This window comes from Actinomadura sp. NPDC047616, assembly GCF_040642915.1.
Taxonomy (GTDB): Bacteria; Actinomycetota; Actinomycetes; order Streptosporangiales; family Streptosporangiaceae; genus Spirillospora; species Spirillospora miaoliensis.
The window spans coordinates 496,404-514,752 of the sequence record NZ_JBEYTB010000002.1 but is presented as its reverse complement, the minus strand read 5'-3'; the positions used below and the strand labels follow the sequence as shown (position 1 = coordinate 514,752).

Genomic DNA, 18,349 nt, shown 5'->3' with positions numbered 1-18,349 from the left:
CCGCGTCCGCCGCGCCCGCGACATGGGCTGGATCTGACCGGGGTCCGGCCCGCGTCCGGCCCGCAGCCGACTACGCCCGGCCGGCACGCCGGCGGACGATCACCGCGTACGCGGCCAGGAACCCGGCGAGGCTGATCAGGCTGAGCCACAGCTGCGACCGGGTGTCGTCGACGACCGCCATCGACACCAGCACCGCCAGCACGCACACGAACGTGGCCCAGCTCAGCCACGGATGCAGCCACATCCTCAGCTTGAGCTTCTCCGGGGCCTCCCGTTCCAGCCGCGTCCGCATCCGCAGCTGCGACAGCGCGATGATCCCGTACAGGAACAGCGCCACCGCCCCGGCCGAGTTGATGATGAAGTAGAAGACGCGGTCCGGCGACACGAAGCTCATCACCACCGTGACGTAGCCGAGCACGGTGCTGAGCAGGATGCCCTTCCACGGCACCCCCCGCCGGGTGTCGCCGGTCCACCGCGGCGCCCACCCGTGCTCGCGCAGCGCGAACAGCATGCGCGAGGCGATGTAGAGCCCGGAGTTCAGCACCGACACCACCGCGGTCAGCACCACCACGTTCATGATCGTCTCGGCGCCGGGGATGCCGAAGCGGTCGAACGCGGCGGCGAACGGGCTGGTGCCGTCGTGCGGAACCCGCTCCCACGGCGTGATCATCACCAGCAGCGTGACCGACCCGACGAAGAACAGCAGCACCCGCCACACCACCGTGACGGTCGCGGTGGCGATCGCCTTGGCCGGTTCCCGCGACTCGGCCGCCGCGATCGTGACGATCTCCGCCCCGAAGTAGGAGAACACCACGATCACCACGCCGTGCACGACCGCGAACCCGCCCTTGGCCAGGAACCCGTCGTCGGCGATGTGGGTCACCGACCCGGTGGAGTCCGGCCACAGCCCGACCACGTACAGCGTCCCGACCACGAGGAACACGGTGATGCAGGCGACCTTGACCGACGCCAGCCAGTACTCGGCCTCGCCGAACGAGCGCACCGACACCAGGTTGGTCGCGGTCAGCGCCAGCATCAGCACCAGGGAGAACGCCCACTGTGGGACGCCCGGCACCCACTTCTGCAGGATCTGCGCGCCGACCACGGCCTCGAACGCCACGATGCCGACCCAGTAGTACCAGTACAGCCAGCCGACGGTGAATCCGGCCCAGCCGCCCAGGGACTCGCGCGCGTACTCCATGAACGACCCGAGCGCGGGCTGCGCGGCGGCCATCTCGCCGAGCATGCGCATCACGAACACGACCAGCAGCCCGCCGATCACGTACGACAGCACGGCGGCGGGGCCGACCGTGTGGACGACGGCGCCGCTGCCCACGAACAGGCTGGCCCCGATGATCCCGCCCAGCGCGATCATCCTCAGGTGCCGCGGCCGCAGCGCCCGCCGCAGCCCGGCCTCGCCGTCCCCGGTTGTGGTGTGGACCTCCTCCATCGCCCAGTGATCACCCGTGGCGCCGCCCCTGACGCCCCCTTCACCGACCGGTGACCGATTCGAGACCGTCAGGCGCGGAAGCGGTCGGTGGCCTCGACGAGACGGTGCAGGGTGCCGGGCTCCGAGCCGCCGTGCCCCGCGTCCTCCACGATGTGGAACTCGGCCTCGGGCCACGCCTGGTGCAGCGCCCACGCCTGCCCCGGAGGCGTCTTCATGTCGTAACGCCCGTTGACGATCACGGCGGGAATGTGCCGGATGCGGTCGACGCCCGCCAGCAGCCCCTCCGCGGGGAGGAACCCGCCGTTGCCGATGTAGTGGTGGGTGATGCGGGCGAACGCCAGCAGCGCGGCGTCGTCGAGCTCCGGAGGCTCCACCGGCAAAAGCGTGTTGGCCGCCAGCTCCCACGCCATCCACGCACGGGCCGCCGGAAGGTGCACGGCCGGATCGGGGTCGTGGACGCGGCGGCCATAAGCGGCGACGAGGTCGTCCCGTTCGGTGGCGGGGATGGCGTCCCGGAACGCGGCCCACTCGGCCGGGAACAGGTGCGCCGCGCCGGTCGGGGTGAACGCCCACGCCTCGTCCTCCGGCCGCACGAGGTAGATGCCCCGCAGGACCATTTCTGTGACCCGCTCCGGATACGCCTGCGCGTACGCCAGCGCCAGCGTGCTGCCCCAGCTTCCGCCGAAGACCAGCCACCGGTCGATGGACAGGTGCTCGCGCAGCCGCTCCATGTCCGCGACCAGACGCGGCGTGGTGTTGTGCTCCAGCGAGACGGCGGGGTCACCGGCGTGCGGCCTGCTGGCGCCGCAGTTGCGCTGGTCGAACAGCACGATCCGGTACGCGGCGGGATCGAAGAACCGCCGGAACCCCGGCAGCACTCCTCCGCCCGGCCCGCCGTGCAGGAAGACCGCCGGCTTGCCGTCCGGGTTCCCGCAGGTCTCCCAGTAGATCTCGTTGCCGTCGCCCACATCGAGCAGCCCGGAGTCGTACGGCTCGACCGGCGGATAGAACCCCTTCATGCGATCAAGTACTACTCGACGGGGAGGCCGCGCGTCCCAGGAGCCCGGCACTTTGCGGAGCAGCTCACGTCGGGGACGCGGGCCATGAAGCTCGGCACGATGCGTCCGAGGAAGTACGGCGTGTTCGCCATCGTCCGCTCGGCCCGGGCCGCCGCCTGCGCCGCGGCCCGGGCCGCCGCCTGCGCCGCGGCCCGGGCGTCCGGGCCGCGGCGCGCGATCCGCCCGCGGCCCCCGTCGCGCCGGCACGGCGAGGTCGCCGCGGTCGTCGGGCTAGCGGCCGCCGCGCAGTCGCAGCCGGTCGATGGCGATCGCGGCGAGGATGACGGCGCCCTGGATGATCAGCTGGTAGTAGGACGACACGTTGAGCAGGGTCATGCCGTTGACCAGCACGGCGATCAGCATCGCGCCGATGAACGTCCCGCCGATGCCGCCGCGGCCGCCGCTGAGGCTGGTGCCGCCGAGGACGACCGCGGCGATCGCCTGCAGCTCGTATCCGGTGCCCAGATCCGGGACGGCCGACTGCAGCCGCGCGCCGACGATCACTCCCGCGATCCCCGCGCAGACACCGCTGAGCACGTAGACCCGGACGAGCACCCGGGGCACGGAGATGCCGGTCAGCCGGGCGGCCTCGGGGTTGGCGCCGACCGCGGTCACATGTCGCCCGAACACCGAGCGGCGCAGCAGCAGACCGCAGCCCAGGAAGACCGCCAGCATGATCAGCGCGGGTACCGGGACCCGGGCGACCGCGCCCTGGCCGAGGAAGGCGAACCAGGTGTCCTTGGTGAACACGGCGCCGCCGCTGGTGCCGACGTACACGACGCCGCGCAGCCAGGTGAGGGCGGCGAGGGTGACGACGAACGCCGACAGCCCGGCCCGCGCGACCAGCGTGCCGTTGAACAGGCCGACGAGCGCCCCGACGGCCACGGCGAGCAGCAGCGCGACCGCCGGTGACAGGCCGTGCGCGGAGGCCGCGACGGACACCAGCGCCGTCAGGCCGACCAGGGAGCCGACGGACAGGTCGATGCCGCCGGTGAGGATCACCAGCGTGGCCCCGGCCGCCAGGATCGCCGTGACGGCCACCTGCCGGGTCACGTCGAACAGGTTGTCGAGGGTCCGGAACTCGGGCGAGACGACGGCGAACACCGCGACGAGCACGAGGAGCGCCAGCGCGAGCCCGAACCGCTGCGAGGTCAGTGCCGCGACCCGGCCGGCGCCGGCCCCGCCCGGTGACCGGCCGTCCGGCGTCCCGGGCCGCGGCGCGTCCGCCGGCTTCGCCGACGCCGGCGCCGTCTCCATGACGTTGTCTCCGCTCGCCGCGTTCATGCCGCCGGCCGCCCGGGAGTGACGTCGGCACCGGTCGCGTACTGCATGACGATGTCCTCCTTGAGCATTTCGCCGGTCAGTTCGGCGACGATGTGTCCTTCCCGCATCACCAGGACGCGGTCGCTGAGTCCGAGGACCTCGGGGAGTTCGGACGAGACGAGGATGATCGCGACCCCCGCGGCGGCGATCTCGTCGATGAGCGCGTAGATGTCGGCCTTCGCGCCGATGTCGATGCCCCGGGTGGGCTCGTCGAGGATGAGCACCTTCGGGTCGAGCGACAGCCACTTGGCGAGGACGGCCTTCTGCTGGTTGCCGCCGGACAGGTGACCCACCGGCTGGTCCAGGCCCCGGCAGCGGATGCCGAGCCTGGTGACGAGCGGGTCGGCCGTCGAGCGCAGGCGCGCGGGCCGCACGAGCCGCGGGGGACGGTGGGTGAGGCCGAGCATGGCGATGTTCTCCTCGATCGACAGGTCGAGGAAGAGCCCCTGCTGCTTGCGGCTCTCGGGGACGAGCGCGATGCCGTGCGCGATCGCGTCGGCGGGCCGGCGGATGGAGACCTGCGCGCCGTCGACGGCGACGCGCCCGGAGGCGGCCGTGTCGGCGCCGAAGACCAGGCGGACCAGCTCGCTGCGGCCCGCGCCCACGATCCCGGCGATCCCGAGCACCTCGCCGGCGCGGACCTCGAACGAGGAGGGCCGGATGTACGCGCCGTCGGAGATGCCGGTCACCCGCAGCCTGACCCGGTCGCGCGGCTCGGGACGCGCGTGCCGGTACAGGTTCTCGACGGGCCGCCCCACCATGCGGGTGACGATCGCCTCGGGTGTCGCCTCGTCGCGCCGCAGCGTGGCGATCACCCTGCCGTCCCGCATCACGGTGACACGGTCGGCCAGCCGCTGGATCTCCTCCATCCGGTGGGTGATGTAGAGGATCGCGATGCCGTTGTCACGCAGCGACTCCACCAGGTCGAGCAGTGCCGCCGCCTCGCGGGCCGACAGCGCCGCGGTCGGTTCGTCGAAGACGAGGACGCGGGCGCCCTCCGCGACGGCGCGGCCGATCTCGACCAGCTGCTGCTGGCCGGTGGACAACTCGGCGACCTCGGCGTCGACGGAGAACCGGGCACCGAGCGTCGCCAGCACCTTCGCGGCCTCGTCGCGTGCGCGGGCCCGGGCGAACAGCCCGAACCTGGTCCGGTGCTCGCGGCCCAGAACGATGTTCTCGGCGACGGACAGGCTCGGGGCCAGGGTGAGCTCCTGGTGGACCATCGCGATGCCGTGCCGGCGTGCGGTCGCCGTGTCGGGGATCGACACCGCCGCGCCGCCGAGGACGATGCGGCCGGAGTCGAGCGGGTGGACGCCGGCGAGCGTCTTCATCAGTGTGGACTTGCCCGCCCCGTTCTCTCCGGCCACGACGTGCACCTCGCCGGCGTACACGTCCAGGTCGGCGTGGTCGACGGCGGTGAACCCCTTGAAGCGCTTGGTGACGCCCTGCAGCCGGACGAGCGGCTCTTGTTCGCGGACGGACATCTGTCAGCCCCAGGGCTTGTAGGACGCGGCGTTGTCCTTGGTCACGAGCGTCGCCGGAACCAGGACCGTGGTCCGGGCCGGCTTGCCGGCCGCCAGCTGGATGCCGGTCTGCACGCCCTTGGCGCCCATGCCGACGGGATCCTGCGCCGACGTGGAGGCGATGAGCCCGCCACGGGTGATCGACTCCACCGCCGACTGCGCGCCGTCGACGCTGGCGATGAACACGTCGGTGCGGCCCTTCTGCTTGGCGGCGAGCTCCACCCCGGCGGCGGTGGGGTCGTTGATGGCGAAGAAGGCCTTGATGCCAGGGGTGGCGGTCAGCATGTTGGTCGCGATGGGCAGCGCGGAGTCGCGGCTGTTGAGACCGCGTTGCCGCGCGACCACCTTGATGCCGGGGAACGCCTTGAGCGCCGTGAGGCACCCGTTGATGCGGTCGTTGACAGCGGTGATGTTGGTCCCGTCGAGGATCGCGATCGGGCCGCTCCGCACCCGCGTGCCGAGGTGCTCGCAGGCGATCCGGCCGGCCTGGACGTTGTCGGTGGTGATGGTGGCGTCCGCGCCCTCCGCGCCGACGTCGATGGCGACGACCTTGATGCCCGCCGCCTTGGCCCGCGCGACCGCCGGGCCGATGCCCTTGGAGTCCACGGCGTCGACGACGACCACGTCGACGCGCCGCCGGATGAAGGCGTCGATCTGGTCGGACTGCTTCTGCACGTCCTGGTCGGCCTGCTCGACGAAGGCCTGACCGTGCTGCCTCTCCACCTCGGCCTTCGCCCCGTTCGCCTCGGCGACGAAGAACGGATTGGTGAAGGTCTGGACGGTGATGCCCACCTTGACCTTGCCCGAGGACGAGCCGGCGTCGGAGCCGGTGCCGGACGTGGCGGTGGTCGCCGTGCACCCGGCGACGGTGAGGGCGGCCGCGAGCGCGGGCAGCGCGGCGGTTCGGGGACGGATCACGGTTACTCCATGGGGTGGGGTAGAAGTAATTTCGATCATCTTTTGGTGAGTGCGAAATTATTTCTGCGAATGGTTCCACTGCCCTCATTCGGGTGTCAAGACCCGTTTGCAGCGGAGTTCGCCCCGGTCAGCGGGCGTTGAAGGCCCTCGCCGCGCGGGGGCGCCGGACGGCTCGGCGATGGCGACGAGGCGACGGGATCGGCCGGCGTGGGCGAGCCGGGGCCGTGGAAGGGCATGGCGGAAGCCGCCGGCGCGGCGGTCGCCGGAGCCGCGGGCCCCGCATCAGGCCCGCGGCCACCGCGTCCGGGAAGCCGGCGGTGATGAGGAGGACGTGCGCGTCAGGAGGTGCGCGTCAGGAGGTGCGCGTCAGGAGGTGCGCGAGTGCTGGATCGCCGCGGTATAGGTCTCTTCCAGGTGCGCCAACGTCGCATCGGCATTGCGCGCGGCGAACGCCGCGTAGAGCATGTCGACGACGAGGATCTGCCCCCACTTGGACGTGACCGACTCTCCGTAGAGGCCGCCCCCGATGGCCGGATTGGAGGTGTAGAGGACCACGTCCGCGTGCGCGCAGACGGGAGAGTCCTCGGTCGACGTTATGGCGATCGTCGCGGCGCCGTGTTCGGAGGCGAGCCGAAGCGCCTCGGCGACCACGGTGGTGTGGCCGGAGTCGCTTATCCCGATGACGACGTCGCCGGCCGTGGCGTTGGTCGCCGCCATGATCTGGCCGCTCTGGTCGCGGAAGAACACGCATTTCTTACCGGCGCGCATGAACCGCATGACGCCGTTCTCGGCCGCTATCGCCGACGAGCCCATGCAGCAGAACATCACGCCGGAGGCGCGGTCGATCAGGCTCACCGCCCGTGTCAGGGCCTCCACGTCCACCCGTGTGGCGGTCTGCCGGACCGCGTGCCGGCTGCTGCGCTCGATCTTGGCGATGATCGTCGCGATGCCGTCCTCCCGGGTGATGCCCTCGTACACCACCTGCTGGTCGGCCGACTCGCCCGCCGACCGGCTCTGGAACACCGCCTCGGCGACCCGGAGCCGGAGGTCCTGGTAGCCGACGAGCCCGAACTCCCGGACGAATCTCGACACCGACGACTCGGCGACACCGGCGGCGGCCGCGAGCTGGGTGATGGTCATCGTCTGACACTCTCCGGGGTCGCCGAGGATCAGGTCGGCGATCTGACGGAGCGCCGGGGCCAGGTACCGGTATTTGCTCGATATACGCTGAAGAATATTCGCGTCTTCGATGCCCTGGGCTGTCATCTTCGGCTCCGGTCACTGTGGTGGACGACTGTCATCGACACGTCTGCGCGCCCTCCGCCCGCGCACCCCGCGCCCGCCACGGGGAGCCGCCGGCGCCGCCGGCCCCGGAGGCGGCTCCGGAGACGGCTCCGGAGACGGCGGTGGCGTGCCGGAGAAGGGCGGTGCCGGGGCGATACGCACGGTACTTCATCGCGGACCGGGGCGTGTCCACGAGCTCCGTCCCGCCGAGTGCGGCGGGCCCGCGGTGGCGGTGCCTGCGGTCACGCCGTGCCTCCCTCCGCGGCGGATCGCGCGATGGCGGACAGGCGGTCGAACTCGGGGCCGGAGGTCGGGATGTCGATCTGGAAGACCTCCGCGATGACGCGGGTCCAGCCGTGGATGAAATAGGTCCAGCCGTTCTCGACCCGCACGTTGCGGTCCGCGGCCGCCCGCGCCTGCCGGAGGAACCGCAGGTCGCCGCGGTAGTTGAAGTCCCACGCGATGCCGTCGGAGGGGAAGGGCGCGGCGTCGGTGAGCGGAGAGCCCGGCCTGTCCTTTCCGAGACCGGTGGCGTTGACCACCACGGACCCGGGCTTGAGCAGGCCGGCCTGTGCGTCGTTGTGCTCGGGGGCGGGCGCGACATGGTAGTCCGCCGGGACGGCGAAGCCGATCTTGCGGTGCACGGCCCGCATCTCGTCCAGGCGGTGCGCGCGCCTGTTGGTGATGATCACCCGGGACGGCACGTCCCGGCCGTCCACGGCACGGCGATGCAGGTAGAGCGTGAGCGCCAGCGCTGAGCCGCCCGCGCCGAGGAGCAGCAGTTCGGCACCGGTGTCCGCCCAGTAGCCGTCCGGCACGATCGCTTCCAGGGACAGCCCGCTGCTGATCGGGTCCATCGCGTTGCCCCACAGGAGGTCACCGCGCTTGGAGATGCCGCTGACCTCGTCGAGGAGTTCGGCGTCCGCGCCGACGCGGTCGAACAGGTCGCGGGCGGCCTTGTACAGGTTGAGCTTGTGGGTGGTGACCAGCGCGCCGAGCGACAGCGGATCGTTCTTGACGAACGCCACGACCTCGCGGTAGCGGGCGGGCGCGTCGTCGATCGGCAGGTCGATGCCGCTGATCCGGGCGTCCAGGCCGAGGGCCTGCGCCCAGGCGGGGAACACCCGCATGATGGAGGACTGGCGTGTGGTGACCCCGATGAAGTACATCGTCGGTCGTGTCGCGGGACGGTAGGCGGCCACGGGCCGGGTCTCCTTCCTTGAGGACGATCGCTGTGTCGATGACCGGGCGCGCGTGCCCATCAGTGCTCCGCCCAGTCGCCGACGCGGGACACGGCCTTCTTCCAGCCCGCGTACAGGCGGTCGCTGGTCTCCTGGTCCATCGACGGCTCGAACCGGCGCTCCAGCTCGAAGGAGTCCATGAGCTCCCGCTGGTCCCTCCAGAAGCCGGTGGCGAGGCCGGCCAGGAAGGCGGCACCGCGCGAGGAGGACTCGGTGACGGTGGGACGCAGCGCGGGGACGCCGAGGATGTCCGCCTGGAACTGCATGAGGAAGTTGTTGCAGGCGGCGCCCCCGTCGACCCGCAGCTCGTGCGGCGTGATGCCGCTGTCGTCCTTCATGCAGCCGATGACGTCGCGGATCTGGTAGGCGATGGCCTCCAGCGTGGCGCGGATGATGTGGTTGCGGGTGACGCCGTGCGTCAGCCCGAGGATGGCGCCCCGCGCGTAGGCGTCCCAGTAGGGCGCGGCCAGCCCGACGAAGGCGGGCACGAAGTACACGCCCATGGTGTCGGGGACGCGCCGGGCGGCGTACTCGGTGTCCTCGGAGTCATGGACCAGCCTGAGCTCGTCGCGGAGCCACTTGACCGACGCGGCGGAGACGAAGATGAGCCCCTCGAGGGCGTACTCGACACGGTCGTCCAGGCCCCAGGCGATGGTGGTGAGCAGCCCGGAACTGGACATGACGGGCTTGTCGCCCGTGTTCATCAGCAGTGAGGCGCCCGTGCCATAGGTCGCCTTGACCTGGCCCTCGGCGAAGCAGGCCTGGCCGAACAGGGAGCCCTGCTGATCGCCGACGACGGCCGCGACGGGGATGCGGGTGCCGAAGAACAGCGACTCGCCGGTGTGGCCGTACACCTGGCTGGTGGGCCGGACCTCGGGCAGCATCGCCCGCGGGATGCCGAACTCCTCGAGCAGCCGGTCGTCCCAGTCCAGCCTGTTGATGTCGAACATCATGGTGCGGGACGCGTTGGAGTAGTCCGTGACGTGGCTGCGGCCCTCGGTGAGGTTCCAGACGAGCCAGCTGTCGATCGTGCCGAACAGCAGTTCCCCGCGCCTGGCCCGTTCCCGGGCCCCCGGGACGTGGTCGAGTATCCATTTGATCTTCGTCGCGGAGAAGTAGGAGTCGATGACCAGGCCCGTGGCCGACCGGACGTGGTCCTGCAGACCTCGGGCCTTCAGGTCGTCGCAGTAGCCGGAGGTGCGCCGGTCCTGCCAGACGATGGCGTTCATGACCGGGGCGCCGTTGTCGCGGTCCCACACCACCGTCGTCTCGCGCTGGTTGGTCACGCCGATGGCGGCGACCTCCTCGGCGCTCGCCCCGGCTTCGGCGAGGGCCTGCTTGGCGACGGTGATCTGGGTGTTCCAGATGTCGAGCGGATTGTGCTCCACCCAGCCGGGCCGCGGATACAGCTGCGGGAACTCCTGCTGGGCTATCGCGATCACCCGCCCGGCGCGGTCGAACAGGATCGCGCGGATGCTCGTCGTCCCCGAGTCGAAGGCCAGGACGTACTTCTTCATCGCTTGACTCCCGTCGGGGTGCGCCCGTCCCGGTGCCCGGCGTCGTCGAGGACCACCATCGTCTTCATCCCCGAGCCCAAGGCCGCGTGGGCGAGGGCGTCCTGGATGCGTTCCAGCGGGAAGGTATCGCTGACCAGCGAGGACAGGGCAAGGTTCCGGTCGCGGACCAACTGCAGTGACCGGTCGTAGTCGAAGTTGCTCGACCCGGTGGTCCCGGTCAGCAGCAGGCCCTTGTAGTGCAGGCGGTCGGTGTCGATGCGCGGCGGCTCCAGGCCGCCGAGGCCGGAGAAGAAGTTGATCCGGCCGTGCGTGGCGAGCAGCTCGACGGTCTCGGCCTGCACCTGGGCGCTGGACACGGCCGTGACGGCGACGTCGGCGCCGCGGCCGTCGGTCTCGGCCATCACGACGTCGGCGAGCCGCTGCTCGCGGACGTCGACGACGACGTCGGCGCCGAGCCGGCGGACGGCGTCCAGACGCGGCCGGGACCGGCCCGCGACGATGATCTTCCGGGCCCCGGCGAGCCGCGCGAGCATCGTGTGGAACGCGCCGATCGGGCCGGCGCCGACGATCAGGACGACGTCCTCGAATCCCACCCCGAGCCTGCGCTGTCCGCTGTAGCAGCAGGAGAACGGCTCGATGAGCGCCGCGTCGGCGTAACCGACCCCGTCGGGCAGCCGGAAGACGTTCCCCCGCCGGAGCGCGAAGGCCGGGACGCGCATGAACTCCTGGAAGCCCCCGTCGATGCTGACGCCGAACGCCTCGTACCGCGGGCACATCTGGTTCTGGCCGGCGCGGCACAGCTCGCACCGGCCGCAGCCCACGTTGGGCGCCACGGCGACGCGGTCGCCGACCGCGTAGCCCTCCACCGAGCCGCGCACCTCGACGACGTCGCCGCTGACCTCGTGGCCGAGGACCCGGCGCTCACCCGGGGCGATCTTGAAGTGCCCGTGCCGGGAGATGCGCAGGTCGGTGCCGCAGATCGACGCGGCGCGGACCCGGACGAGGATCTCGCCGTCGCGCAGCCTCGGCGTCTCGACCTCGTCGAGACGGATCACACCGGGTTCGTGGAACCGCGCCGCCTTCATGGCCGGGCCCCCAGCGGTTCCCCGGACGCACGGGCTCCGCTCGCCGACCACGCCGCGGAGCGGGCGGCGGCGGGCGCGACGCCGGGATCGTCGAGCTCGGCGCGGGCCTCGTCGGCCACGGCGAAGACGACCTTGTTGTACCAGACCCGCCGGTTCACCAGATCGTCGAAGACCGCGTCGGCGTCCGCGAGCGACGGGGTGTGGCTGATCAGCGGTGCGACTTCGAGCCCGTGCCCGAGACAGGTGACCACCATCTCCCACTCGCTGCGTCCGGCGGGCGTGATCTTGGAGTTCCAGGTCCCCTGGACGCGGACCTCACGGCGCAGCAGGGACGACACCAGCGGCTGGGGAAGGGTGACGTCGCCGTTGATGTCGCCGAGCATGATCACGGTACCGAGCGGCGCGACGACGTCGAGCGCCTGGAGAAGGGTCAGCGGAAGCCCGCCGGCCTCCACGGCGCAGTCGACGCCGAGCCCGCCGGTCAGGTCCCGCACGGCGGCCACCGTGTCGCCGGAGGCGTCGACGACCTCGAAGCCGAGCGAGGACATCAGCCGGCGTTTGCGCTCGTCGACGTCGGCGACCAGCACCCGCGTCCACCCCAGCAGCCGCAGCCACTGGGCGGCCAGCGCCCCGATCGGCCCGGCGCCGATGACCAGCGCCGTGCCCGACGCCGGGACGCGGACCTTCAGCACGGCGTGCAGCGCGACGGCCGCCGGCTCCACCATGGCGGCGTGCACCAGCGGTACGTTCCCGGGCACCGGGACGAGATTCGCCTCGGGCACATGGAGGCGTTCGCTCATGGCGCCGTCCCGGCGGGAGCCGTAATAGTCGTAGCCGCGGCCGAGAGCCGCCTCCCCGATGCGGGTGAACGGGTCGTCCGGGTCGGGGAGCAGGGGGAAGACCGCGACACGGTCGCCGGGGGCGAACCGGCTGCCCGCCGGGGCCTCCTCGACGATGGCGGAGAACTCGTGCCCCAGGACGAGCGGGTAGTGGTAGGCCTTGCCCCGGCCGTATCGCAGCACGTCCGAACCGCACACGCCGACCGCGCCGATCCGCACGAGCACCGAGCGGTCGCCGACCGGGCGGGGCTCCGGCACGTCGGTGTAGGAGATGACGCCCTGTTCCCGCAGAACCGCCGCCTTCATCGGGTCACACCTCCATCCCGTAGCGGTGGGCCTTGTGGGTCGGGTACAGCGAGATGGTGGGGATGGTCACGTCGGGCGTCCGCGTCGCGACGTAGAGGGCGACCTCGGCGACGTTGGAGACCTCGATGCAGCTGGCGTGCACGCCCTCGGCGATCTCCTTCTCGTCCAGCCACCCGTCGAGGTAGGCGGGGATGTCGCCGTCGTACAGGCCCTGATCGATGATCTCGGTCATCGGCGTCTTGACGTGCGAGGGGTTGATGACGGTGACGCCGATGTTCTTGTCCTTGCCCTCGAGCAGGATGTTCTTGCTGAACCCCATCATCCCGTGCTTGGACGCCCGGTACGGGCTGTGGCCCGGACCGGAGGCGACACGGGCCGACGACGACCCCATGTTCATGATGCGCCCGCCGGTCGGCTGCTCCTGCATGATCCGGAACGCCTCACGGCAGCACAGGAAGACCGCGGTCAGGTTCGGGCCGATGGTCTTGTTCCACTCCTCCAGCGTCACCTCGGTCACCGGCGGGGACAGCGAGTCGCGGCCGGCGCTGTTGACGAGCAGGTCGAGCCGCCCCCACCGCTGCACGGTCTCCTGGAACACCGCCGTGACCTGCTCCTCGTCGGTGACGTCGGCATGGAAGCCCGCGCAGTCGCCGCCCGCGGCGGTGATCTCCTTGACGACCCGGTCCAGGCGGTCGCCGTCGATGTCGACGAGGGCGACGCGGCACCGGTTGGCGGCGAAGACGCGGGAGACCGCGTCGCCGATCCCGGACGCGGCGCCGGTGACCAGCGCGACCTTGCCTTCCAGGGCGTCTCCGGGGGCGGGCTCGTACACGGAGTTCATCGGTTACCTCAATCGGTGTCGACAGGGGATGGGAATCGCCACGGCACGGGTCGGGGGACCGGTGCCCTCTCCGACGGGGGCCGTCACGCGGCATGGTCCGCGGCCGGGGCTCCGGCCCCGCTGACCTGCGCCGGGAGGTGGCGCCACGGCCAGTATCGCAGTAACTTCTACGTATTGAAAGAGAGAGAGAAGAAATTTCTACTTGCGCCCTCACTGTGCCGCTGTGCAGGATTGCGGCCGTTCCCGCCCGTCTCATGCCTGGAGGTTCACGTGCCAGAGTTCGCCACCGTCCCGGTCAGCCCGCTGCGGATCTCGTTCGACCCCGCGACCGCGAGCGTCGAGCCGGCCGGGCCTGTCCTCACCCGCCGGATGTCCAGCCTCGAAGGGCTGTTCGCCGATCAGGGCGAATGGAAGCGGGCCGTGGAGGAGGACGACCCGGTCGTCTACACGGTCTCCTCCTCGCCGGTGCCGGAGATCGACCGGGAACTGCCGCAGTCGATCACCACGATCCGGCCGGGTGCCTGCGGCGGGGAGTTCTACATGACGAAGGGGCACCAGCACCCGAACCCGCAGGGCGAGATCTACCTCGGTCTCACCGGCGTCGGAGGGCTGCTGCTCTTCGACGGGCAGCGGACCGAGTGGATCGACATGGAACCCGGTGTCATCGGCTACATCCCGCCGCACTGGGCCCACCGCAGCGTCAACGTCGGTGATGAGCCGTACAGCTTCCTCGCCGTCTACCCCGGTTGCGCCGGGCACGACTACCAGTGGGTGCTCGACCACGGCATGGGCGCGCGGGTGCTGCGCGCTCCCTCCGGCTACGAGCTGGTCCCCTACAACAGCCGCTGAGCGACGACGACGCCCCGGCACGACCGACGCCCGGTACCGGTGACCGTCCGGTGCGCTCAGGGGCGGACACGGCGGTGCCGAGCCGCGACCGCCGGCCGGGGCGTCGTCACGCCGTGCCGGGGCGCCCATCCGGTCCGGCGGCGGACCGGATGGGCCGAGGCGCGCCGGAGCGCCCGCACCTGGCGGCCGCGGGGCCGGGGGACTGGGGCTGGCCCCACCATCGACTGGCGTGGTCGCACCACTGATCTTCGGCGGCCGGACGGGTTGGCTGGAACACAGTGCTGCCGCCCCGTCCGGAGGAATCGATGAACGTCCGCGCCCACCATGTCCTGCGCCGTGCCAGAGAGCACCGGCGGGCGATCGGCTGGGGGCTGGCCGTGGCGGTGCTCGCGGCGGGCGCCTGGGTGACGGCGTCCAGTGGTGAGGCGGCCGCGACGGTGTCGGGGGCGCTGCGGGGGATCGGGGACGCGCACTGGGGCCTGGTGCCCGTGCTGGCCGTTCTGGTCGTCGTGCACTTCTGGTTCTCGGCCGTGGCGCTGCGCCGCGCGGCGGGGGTGCGGCTGCCGCTGCTGCACGCGACCATGGCGCAGTTCACCGGGGCGACGGCGAACCGGCTGACCGGGGGCGGGCTCGGCACCGTGGCGGTCAACGCCCGGTACCTGACCGGACGCGGCGTCCCGGCGGGGCGGGCGGTGGCGGTGGCGGGCGTCCTGCAGGTCGGCGGCGGGGTCGCCGACCTGCTGCTGTTCGCGGCGGTGCTGCCGATCGCGCTGACGACCGGTGACGGCGCCCTGGCGGCACGGCTGGGGGAGCGACTCGACGGGCTCGGCGGGCCCCTGCTGGCCGTGCTCGCCGTGGCGGTGCCCGTGGGCGGTGTCGCGGTGTGGCTCCTGCGGGATCGGCTGCGCGGGCCGGCCGAGGCGTGCGCGCGGCTGGCGCGGCGCCCCGGCGACCTGGCGATCATGCTGGCGGCGTCGGCGGCGACGACGTTCGTCATGGCCGTGGCGTTCGCGCTGAGCGTGCTGGCCGTCCCCGGCGCCGCCGTGACGCCGGGCCAGTTCGGCACGCTGATCGTCGTCTACATGGCCGGCGCGGCGGCGGGCGGCCTGGTCCCGGGGCCGGGCGGCCTGGGCTCGACCGAGGCGGCGCTGGTCGCCCTGCTGGCCGCCGCGGGCGTCCCGGCGGCCCCGGCGCTGACGGCCGTGCTGATCTTCCGGGCCGTGTCGCACTGGGCGCCCGTCCCGATCGGGCTGCTGACCGCCGGGACCGTGCGCGGGCGCAAGGGCGCGACCCTCGTCGCGCTGCCGGCCACGCCTCACCGTGACGTGCCGGTGCCCGCACGGGCGGCCTAGGACGGCGCGTGGTCCCCGAATCGGCGTGCGGCCGGACGCGACCGCACGACCAAAGGGGCGTCCGTACGAAGTTGGGGCTGAATTGTCACATGGTCCCTCTTGTGGCGCGATCTCACGCCGTTAGACAGCTGAGGACACGCCTGACGGAGGGCATGAATGAAGAGGCTTTCACATCCGATCGCCGGTGGGGCGCTGCTGGTGTCCCTGCTGGTCCCCGTGACGTCCGCGGCGGCGGACCCCGAGCCCCGGCCGCACCGGACCCCGCCCGTGCGCGAGTTCGGCAACGGCCCGGAGCGCAACTCCGCCGCCTCGCCCGGACGCGAGCTGGCCGCCCAGCTGAAGGCGCGCGGTGCCGGCGCGCACTACGGCCACGCGCGGACGGAAGGGTATCCGCGGCAGACGAAGCTGCCCGAGCCCCCCGTGAACCCCGACGACAAGTCCATCAAGCTGGGGCTGATGCCCTACCACGGCATCGCGCCCAAGCTGAACGCCCTGCAGAAGGCCAGCGACCGCGTCAGCGTCGAGGTCATCGGCAGGAGCCACCAGGGCCGCGACCTGTACCTGGTCACCGTGACCGCTCCCGAGAGCCGCGGCGAGGCGGCCCGGCAGGAGCGCATGCGCGAGGAGATCGAGAACCACCCGGCGAAGGCGGCGCGCGACCCGCAGATCAAGCGCTCCTACAAGGCGCCGCTGTTCGTCAACAACAACATCCACGGCAACGAGTGGGAGGGCACCGACGCCGCCCTGCGCGTCATCGAGCGGCTCGCCACCGCCAAGGACGCCGCCACCACGAAGCTGCTCGGCTCCACCCGGCTGTACTTCAACGTCACCGCCAACCCCGACGGGCGGGCCGGCGGCGTCCGGGCGAACGCCGCCGGGTTCGACCTGAACCGCGACTTCATCACCGCCTCCCAGCCGGAGACCCGGGCGATGCGGCAGGTCATGATCGACACGCAGCCGCTGATGATGATCGACCTGCACGGGTACGTCAACGGCACGCTGATCGAGCCGACGACGCCGCCGCACGGGCAGAACTACGAGTACGACCTGTTCATCCGCAACACCTACGCCAACGGCCTGAACATGGAGGCCGCGATCAAGGCGCTCGGGTACACGCCCGACAGGGACGGCGTGCAGCCGCCGCAGATCCCGTTCCGCGACTGGGACGAGGGCTGGGACGACTGGCCGCCGATCTTCACCCCGCAGTACGCGCCGTTCCACGGCGCCGTGGCCTCCAGCACCGTGGAGATCCCGCTGCGGGTCAACAACGCCGACTACACCAACCTGCCGGTGGACGAGCTGCGCCGCCGCTCGAAGATCAACACCGCGGTGGCCGAGGCCGCGATCAGCTCGACGGTCTCGTTCGTCGGGCAGCGCCGGACCTCCCTGATCGCCGACCAGATCGAGGTGTTCCGCCGGAGCGCCGCCGGTGAGCGGCAGCGGCCCGCGCCGGCCGGCTGGGTGCCCGGGTTCGGGCCCGAGGACGTCTACACCACCCGGTTCCCGCGCGCGTACGTCATCCCGGCCGGCACCGGGCAGCGCTCGGCCACGGCGGCGGCGCGCCTGGTCGACCACCTGATCGCCAACGACGTCCGGGTCACGCGCGCCACCCGCGGCTTCAGGCTCGGCGGCACCGCCTATCCGGCCGGCTCGTACGTCGTGGACATGCACCAGCCCAAGCGCGGGCTGGCCAACGTCATGCTGGAGGCGGGCGGCGACATCACCGACAAGGTCGACGCCATGTACGACATCTCCGGCTGGAGCCACGCCTACCTGTGGGGCGCCACCGTCACCCCGGTGACCTCCGGCGACCTGCGCGGCGTGCCCGCCCGCGAGGTGAAGGCCGCCGCGCCGACCGGCTACGTCGCGCCCACCGGCGACCTGGCCCTGCGGCTGGACGACGCCAAGGACGTCACCGCCCTCAACGCGCTGCTGGACGAGGGCGTCAAGGCCGCCTGGGCCGACGACGGCACCGCCGTCATCCCCGCGTCCGCGCGGGCCGCCGCCCGCACCATGGCCGACCGCTACGGCGTCCGGTTCGAGCGGGCCGCCGCCAAGGGCGCCGCGCCGCTGCGCAAGCTGAGGGTCGCGGCGGCCGCCAGCAGTGACGACGCGTTCTCCCTGCAGGAGATGGGCTTCGACGTCACGGCGGTGTCCACCGCGACGCTCAACGCCGGCTTCGACTGGAGCGGCGTGGACGTGCTGTACGTGTCCAGCGGCCTGAGCTACGCCCAGCTCAACGAGCAGGCCCGGACCGCCCTGAACGCCTTCCTCGCCAAGGGCGGCGTCGTCGGGCGCGGCTCCACCGGCGCGTCGTTCAACAGCGCCGCCGGGCTGCTCACCGCGACCTCCGTGGCGGGACGTTCCGACGCCAACGGCGTCGTCGCCGTGTCCAACAGCGGCGGCGCGCTCACCTCGCGCGCGCCCGGCGCCTCGTTCGTCTACTCGCCGCGCTGGTTCACCGGCCTCGGCCCCGAGGTCACCGTGGAGCAGCGCTACGCCGCCCAGGGCCCCCTGATCTCGGGCCACTGGCGGCCCAACGCCGACGGCACCGGCGGGCAGAACGCCGCCGCCGGGCAGGCCACCGTGATCCGGGGCGTCGACGAGCGCGGCGCCGCGGTGGCGCTGTTCGGCACCGAGCCGCTGTTCCGCAACCACCCCAAGGGCATGTTCGCCCAGGTCGCCCGCTCGCTGCACTGGAGCGCCGTGACCGCCGGCCGGCGGCAGGGCACCCGCTGAGCCGTCCGCGTGCCCCCGGCCCCG

General features: G+C 72.1%; 14 protein-coding genes. 3 read left to right on the top strand and 11 right to left on the bottom strand.

Going from position 1 to position 18,349, the window contains the following annotated elements; all coding sequences use genetic code 11:
- Positions 1–70: 70 nt before the first annotated feature.
- The 11 genes from ABZ801_RS06590 to ABZ801_RS06540 all read right to left on the bottom strand — a co-directional run bounded on the left by ABZ801_RS06590 (position 71) and on the right by ABZ801_RS06540 (position 13,385).
- On the bottom strand, positions 71–1,450 hold the full coding sequence (locus ABZ801_RS06590; protein ID WP_360693716.1) for an amino acid permease: 1,380 nt from the start codon (positions 1,448–1,450) through the stop codon (positions 71–73).
- Between the two features lie 68 nt (positions 1,451–1,518).
- The gene (gene pip, locus ABZ801_RS06585; RefSeq protein ID WP_360693713.1) at positions 1,519–2,469 is read right to left on the bottom strand and encodes a prolyl aminopeptidase; all 951 of its coding nucleotides are present in this window, start codon (positions 2,467–2,469) and stop codon (positions 1,519–1,521) included.
- Between the two features lie 270 nt (positions 2,470–2,739).
- Positions 2,740–3,765: an ABC transporter permease gene (locus ABZ801_RS06580; RefSeq protein WP_360693710.1), complete on the bottom strand. Its 1,026-nt coding sequence runs from the start codon at positions 3,763–3,765 to the stop codon at positions 2,740–2,742.
- 23 nt (positions 3,766–3,788) lie between these two features.
- Positions 3,789–5,315 carry a sugar ABC transporter ATP-binding protein gene (locus tag ABZ801_RS06575; protein ID WP_360693707.1) on the bottom strand — a complete coding sequence of 509 codons (1,527 nt, stop codon included), beginning with the start codon at positions 5,313–5,315 and terminating at the stop codon, positions 3,789–3,791.
- A gap of 3 nt (positions 5,316–5,318) precedes the next feature.
- On the bottom strand, positions 5,319–6,272 hold the full coding sequence (locus tag ABZ801_RS06570) for a substrate-binding domain-containing protein (RefSeq protein WP_360693704.1): 954 nt from the start codon (positions 6,270–6,272) through the stop codon (positions 5,319–5,321).
- A 366-nt stretch (positions 6,273–6,638) separates the two neighbouring features.
- Positions 6,639–7,538: a MurR/RpiR family transcriptional regulator gene (locus tag ABZ801_RS06565; protein WP_360693701.1), complete on the bottom strand. Its 900-nt coding sequence runs from the start codon at positions 7,536–7,538 to the stop codon at positions 6,639–6,641.
- A 260-nt stretch (positions 7,539–7,798) separates the two neighbouring features.
- Positions 7,799–8,758: a hypothetical protein gene (locus tag ABZ801_RS06560; protein ID WP_360693698.1), complete on the bottom strand. Its 960-nt coding sequence runs from the start codon at positions 8,756–8,758 to the stop codon at positions 7,799–7,801.
- Positions 8,759–8,817: 59 nt separating this feature from the next.
- Positions 8,818–10,314 (bottom strand): glycerol kinase GlpK, encoded by a 1,497-nt coding sequence (glpK, locus tag ABZ801_RS06555; protein ID WP_360693695.1) that lies wholly within the window; start codon positions 10,312–10,314, stop codon positions 8,818–8,820.
- Positions 10,311–11,399: a zinc-dependent dehydrogenase gene (locus ABZ801_RS06550; RefSeq protein WP_360693692.1), complete on the bottom strand. Its 1,089-nt coding sequence runs from the start codon at positions 11,397–11,399 to the stop codon at positions 10,311–10,313. Before ABZ801_RS06550 ends, glpK begins: the two co-directional genes overlap by 4 nt.
- Positions 11,396–12,544: a galactitol-1-phosphate 5-dehydrogenase gene (locus ABZ801_RS06545; protein ID WP_360693689.1), complete on the bottom strand. Its 1,149-nt coding sequence runs from the start codon at positions 12,542–12,544 to the stop codon at positions 11,396–11,398. The genes ABZ801_RS06550 and ABZ801_RS06545 overlap by 4 nt, the downstream gene beginning before the upstream one ends.
- 4 nt (positions 12,545–12,548) lie before the next feature.
- The gene (locus ABZ801_RS06540; RefSeq protein WP_360693686.1) at positions 12,549–13,385 is read right to left on the bottom strand and encodes an SDR family NAD(P)-dependent oxidoreductase; all 837 of its coding nucleotides are present in this window, start codon (positions 13,383–13,385) and stop codon (positions 12,549–12,551) included.
- A 270-nt stretch (positions 13,386–13,655) separates the two neighbouring features.
- On the opposite strand from ABZ801_RS06540, the gene ABZ801_RS06535 reads away from it, so the two are divergent.
- The 3 genes from ABZ801_RS06535 (at position 13,656) to ABZ801_RS06525 (ending at position 18,325) form a co-directional block, all read left to right on the top strand.
- On the top strand, positions 13,656–14,234 hold the full coding sequence (locus ABZ801_RS06535) for a glucose-6-phosphate isomerase family protein (RefSeq protein WP_360693683.1): 579 nt from the start codon (positions 13,656–13,658) through the stop codon (positions 14,232–14,234).
- Between the two features lie 305 nt (positions 14,235–14,539).
- Positions 14,540–15,586 carry a lysylphosphatidylglycerol synthase domain-containing protein gene (locus tag ABZ801_RS06530; protein ID WP_360693679.1) on the top strand — a complete coding sequence of 349 codons (1,047 nt, stop codon included), beginning with the start codon at positions 14,540–14,542 and terminating at the stop codon, positions 15,584–15,586.
- 156 nt (positions 15,587–15,742) lie between these two features.
- Positions 15,743–18,325: a M14 family zinc carboxypeptidase gene (locus ABZ801_RS06525; RefSeq protein WP_360693676.1), complete on the top strand. Its 2,583-nt coding sequence runs from the start codon at positions 15,743–15,745 to the stop codon at positions 18,323–18,325.
- The last annotated feature ends 24 nt before the right edge of the window (positions 18,326–18,349 follow it).

Bases quoted from the DNA above. Each gene is read 5' to 3' on its own strand.
- ABZ801_RS06590 (WP_360693716.1), bottom strand. From the start codon at position 1,450: ATGGAGGAGGTCCACACCACAACCGGGGACGGCGAGGCCGGGCTGCGG.
- pip (WP_360693713.1), bottom strand. From the start codon at position 2,469: ATGAAGGGGTTCTATCCGCCGGTCGAGCCGTACGACTCCGGGCTGCTC.
- ABZ801_RS06580 (WP_360693710.1), bottom strand. From the start codon at position 3,765: ATGGAGACGGCGCCGGCGTCGGCGAAGCCGGCGGACGCGCCGCGGCCC.
- ABZ801_RS06575 (WP_360693707.1), bottom strand. From the start codon at position 5,315: ATGTCCGTCCGCGAACAAGAGCCGCTCGTCCGGCTGCAGGGCGTCACC.
- ABZ801_RS06565 (WP_360693701.1), bottom strand. From the start codon at position 7,538: ATGACAGCCCAGGGCATCGAAGACGCGAATATTCTTCAGCGTATATCG.
- glpK (WP_360693695.1), bottom strand. From the start codon at position 10,314: ATGAAGAAGTACGTCCTGGCCTTCGACTCGGGGACGACGAGCATCCGC.
- ABZ801_RS06550 (WP_360693692.1), bottom strand. From the start codon at position 11,399: ATGAAGGCGGCGCGGTTCCACGAACCCGGTGTGATCCGTCTCGACGAG.
- ABZ801_RS06545 (WP_360693689.1), bottom strand. From the start codon at position 12,544: ATGAAGGCGGCGGTTCTGCGGGAACAGGGCGTCATCTCCTACACCGAC.
- ABZ801_RS06540 (WP_360693686.1), bottom strand. From the start codon at position 13,385: ATGAACTCCGTGTACGAGCCCGCCCCCGGAGACGCCCTGGAAGGCAAG.
- ABZ801_RS06530 (WP_360693679.1), top strand. From the start codon at position 14,540: ATGAACGTCCGCGCCCACCATGTCCTGCGCCGTGCCAGAGAGCACCGG.
- ABZ801_RS06525 (WP_360693676.1), top strand. From the start codon at position 15,743: ATGAAGAGGCTTTCACATCCGATCGCCGGTGGGGCGCTGCTGGTGTCC.